This is a genomic window from Sulfuricurvum sp., assembly GCF_019163035.1.
In the GTDB taxonomy this organism is placed as follows: Bacteria; Campylobacterota; Campylobacteria; order Campylobacterales; family Sulfurimonadaceae; genus Sulfuricurvum.
In genome coordinates, this window is record NZ_JAFLKV010000120.1 from 1 (window position 1) to 3,376 (window position 3,376).

Here is a 3,376-nt window from a genome sequence, read left to right on the forward strand (position 1 = left end):
CACTCACAGCAATCTCGATCACCTCGATCATCTCATCCTCTATGCCACCACCGTTATTCACCTGCATTGACTCATTCACTCGAGCATAATAAAGTGTCTGTACCGATCCGGCAAATCCTACTGCCGTATAAAACGACGTTACCCTCTCGATCTGCTCCAGCGGAACGTGGTAACCACACTCTTCAAAAATTTCTTCATGCGCTATCTCAAGGAGCGATTTATCTTTATCGACGATTCCGGCACACAGCTCGTATGTATACCCATCACTGTTTTTCAGATAGACAGGGGGGCGAAACTGCCGAACAACGATTAGAGTCTCATTCTCTTCATGGTATATGAGGATCGCCACACTGTCGTGTACCTCAACCATATCCCATATTTTTACTCTACCGGCTTGGAGGTATTCGATCCGTTTAGGTTTTACAAAATTAGACGATTCACACGGAATGATTTTGACATTTTGGATCATATCAACCCTTTAAAAAGGTTTTGGCTTAAAGGTCTCACTATCAACATAATAGGTTTCATGGAAATCGAAATAAGGTTTACGAATAGGTTTATTGCTAAATGCTTTTCGAAATTTAGCATCCATTTTATCCCGTATAGCGATAAAAACTCGACGCTCTTTGCCACTAAACCCTTCCGTTGTCTTCTTCATAACGCTCATAGGATTAATCGCACTGCTCCCTGAATACATCCCGAAATGGAGATGCGGTCCTGAGGATAGTCCCGTATTGCCGACGTACCCTATCACTTCTCCTTGTTTCACACTAGACCCGCTATGGATACCACTGCGAAACGATTTTTGATGTGCGTAGAGACTGGTTAATCCATTGGAATGTCGTATTTTCATCGTGTTTCCATATCCTCTGGAATAACCGGCAAAACTTATACGTCCATCCCCTGTCGAGAGTATCGGTGTACCAGGACGGGCTCCAAAATCAACCCCTAAATGAGCACGATAACGGTGTAGCACTGGGTGATAACGGCTTTTCGTAAAACCGGAGGTAATTCGAGGATTTCGGATCGGGATTCTAAACAAAAATTTCTCATATTGTGCCCCTTTTGCATCGTAAAAACGACCGTCGGCATGGCGATATACTGTCACTTTTTTCCCATTTATTTCAACCACTGCTCCATGAACTTCAGGCATTGAAAACGGTTTCCCGAGACGATATTTTTGAGTATAAACGATAACAATAGGATCACCGACTCTAAACCCTTTACGGAAATCAACCTTCCCTTTAAACATTTTTACAAAAACAGAAGCCAAATTTTTAGACCCCGTCATTTTTACAATATCATCGTATGGAAGTGTCTTGATCGGGAGATACAGAGTCTCAGTATACTCTTGGCTCACAATTGGAATTACCTTGATTTCATAGCGCCGTTTTGGAGTAAGATAGATTTGTAGTTGCAACTCATCATTCACCGGAATCAAAATCTGTCGAATAAATTTTTTATTATCCACTACCATTTGACAATTAGCATTATAAGGGATATCTTCAGTAAGTTTTTGATCCTCTTTATCGAGGTTATAATAAATTCTAAGCGGAAGTTTTTTTCGCTCAAGAAAGGTGAGAAAGCTTTCACCGTCATTCCATTTAAACGGTTTGACGGAGCCACCGAAAAGGAGAAGGGGCAATAACAGCAATGCAAAAATACGACCCATTCTTATCCTTGACCAATAATACCCATTCCGAGAGCGAAAAAGAGTTAAATGATAGCAAAAATTCCATTTACAAAGAGGTGTTTAGCTATAATCTCTCCTACTTACTCTATCAAAAGGTTACCATGATGCGCATCTGGCTTATTACTCTTATCACTTATAGCGTCTTAAACGCTTCGTCCATTACTACCCCTCTTCTCGAAGTTGACGGTTCTCGTGCAACCGTTGTTGCCGAAAACTTGCGTGAAGGGATGAGTGGCTTTATCGTGAGAGCATTTGATGCTACCCACAGTACCATTATTGCCAATGTGCGTGTTGAAAAGACAAACCCCGCCAATAACCGTGCAATTTTAAACATCGGCAAATATACCGGTCTACATCAAGATGCCCTCCCAAGCGGTAACTGGAAAACGAAAGCTTCTGATATCGCCGTCTTAGCGTATGATTACAATCGTGCCCTTTTGATCGCTCCGAATGATGATACGTATGATGCCATTACGAAAAGTATCTCCGGTATCGAGTGGGTCCACCCTGATAACTATGCAACGTTTCTCTCTAATGAAGGGCACCAAACCCCTCTGGTAGATGATTTCAAAAGCTACTGTACCGCTAACTCGATTGGACTACTCTATATCCAAAGCAAAAGCCAACTCTTTACCCTCGATTGCAAAAGCTTCACGGTATTACAAACTACCTCTTTTGCAAAAATAGCTGAAAAGGAACAAACTCCTTTCTATTCCCGTATCCCTACAATCCGTGGAGCATGGTGGGGTGAGGGAAGTTCAAGCTTGGATAGCTATGAACCTTACTATATTGATATAATTACTTTAAATAATCCAACAGACAAAGCGAAGGAATAACAATGCTCTCCTCCGATGCCATCCTTTTTTTTACCAACTTAATCGGTAAAGAGAACGTTTACAGCGATAAAGCTCACCTCATCGCCTACAGCTATGATGCGACACGCGAAAAATTTGAGCCCGAAGCGGTTCTTTTTCCCCGTACAGAGAGAGATGTTAGTGATATTTTAAAATACTGCAATGAGCACCGAATCGTGATCGTCCCACGTGGAGCGGGGAGCGGATTTACCGGCGGAGCCCTCCCATCATCGGGCGGTATCGTTTTAGCCTTTGAAAAACACATGAACAAAATTTTAGAGATCGATATGCAAAACATGGTGGCGATCGTCCAACCGGGTGTTGTCAATATGGAGCTTCAAAAGGCAGTGGAAGAGGTAGGTCTGTTCTATCCGCCCGATCCGGCGAGTCAAGAGTACTCAACCATCGGCGGAAATGTGAATGAAAATGCGGGTGGTATGCGCGCCGCAAAATATGGGATTACCAAAGACTACGTTATGGCAATCCGTGCGGTTCTCCCCAACGGTGATATTATCAAAGCAGGTAAACGAACGATCAAAGATGTCGCAGGATACAATATCGCGGGAATTTTGATCGCCTCCGAGGGGACATTAGCGGTGACCACCGAAGTGACCCTCAAACTCCTCTCCAAACCGAAAATGACCAAAACGGCGATGGGTATTTTCCCTACCGTAGGTAAAGCGATGGAAGCAGTTTACAAAACAATGGCGAGCGGTGTCACCCCAGTCGCGATGGAATTTTTAGATAACCTCACCATCCGTTCCGTAGAACAGGTCTATAAAAAAGGTCTCCCGATTGAAGCGGGAGCGATTCTCGTCACCGATGTGGA

At 43.3% G+C, this 3,376-nt stretch carries 4 protein-coding genes; 2 read left to right on the forward strand and 2 right to left on the reverse strand.

Annotation, left to right across the window (positions count from 1 at the left end; genetic code table 11):
* On the reverse strand, positions 1 to 469 hold a 469-nt coding region (locus JZU62_RS08590; RefSeq protein ID WP_295013849.1), incomplete at its 3' end, for an NUDIX hydrolase.
* A 9-nt stretch (positions 470 to 478) separates the two neighbouring features.
* Complete coding sequence (locus JZU62_RS08595; protein WP_295013851.1) at positions 479 to 1,672, reverse strand: peptidoglycan DD-metalloendopeptidase family protein; 1,194 nt, start codon at positions 1,670 to 1,672, stop codon at positions 479 to 481.
* Here JZU62_RS08595 and JZU62_RS08600 point away from each other — a divergent pair.
* Together JZU62_RS08600 and JZU62_RS08605 are read left to right on the forward strand one after the other, a co-directional pair.
* Positions 1,654 to 2,529 (forward strand): plasminogen-binding N-terminal domain-containing protein, encoded by an 876-nt coding sequence (locus JZU62_RS08600; protein WP_295013852.1) that lies wholly within the window; start codon positions 1,654 to 1,656, stop codon positions 2,527 to 2,529. The genes JZU62_RS08595 and JZU62_RS08600 overlap by 19 nt on opposite strands.
* Before the next feature lie 2 nt (positions 2,530 to 2,531).
* Positions 2,532 to 3,376: FAD-binding protein (locus tag JZU62_RS08605; RefSeq protein ID WP_295013854.1), on the forward strand; the 845-nt coding region annotated here is incomplete at its 3' end.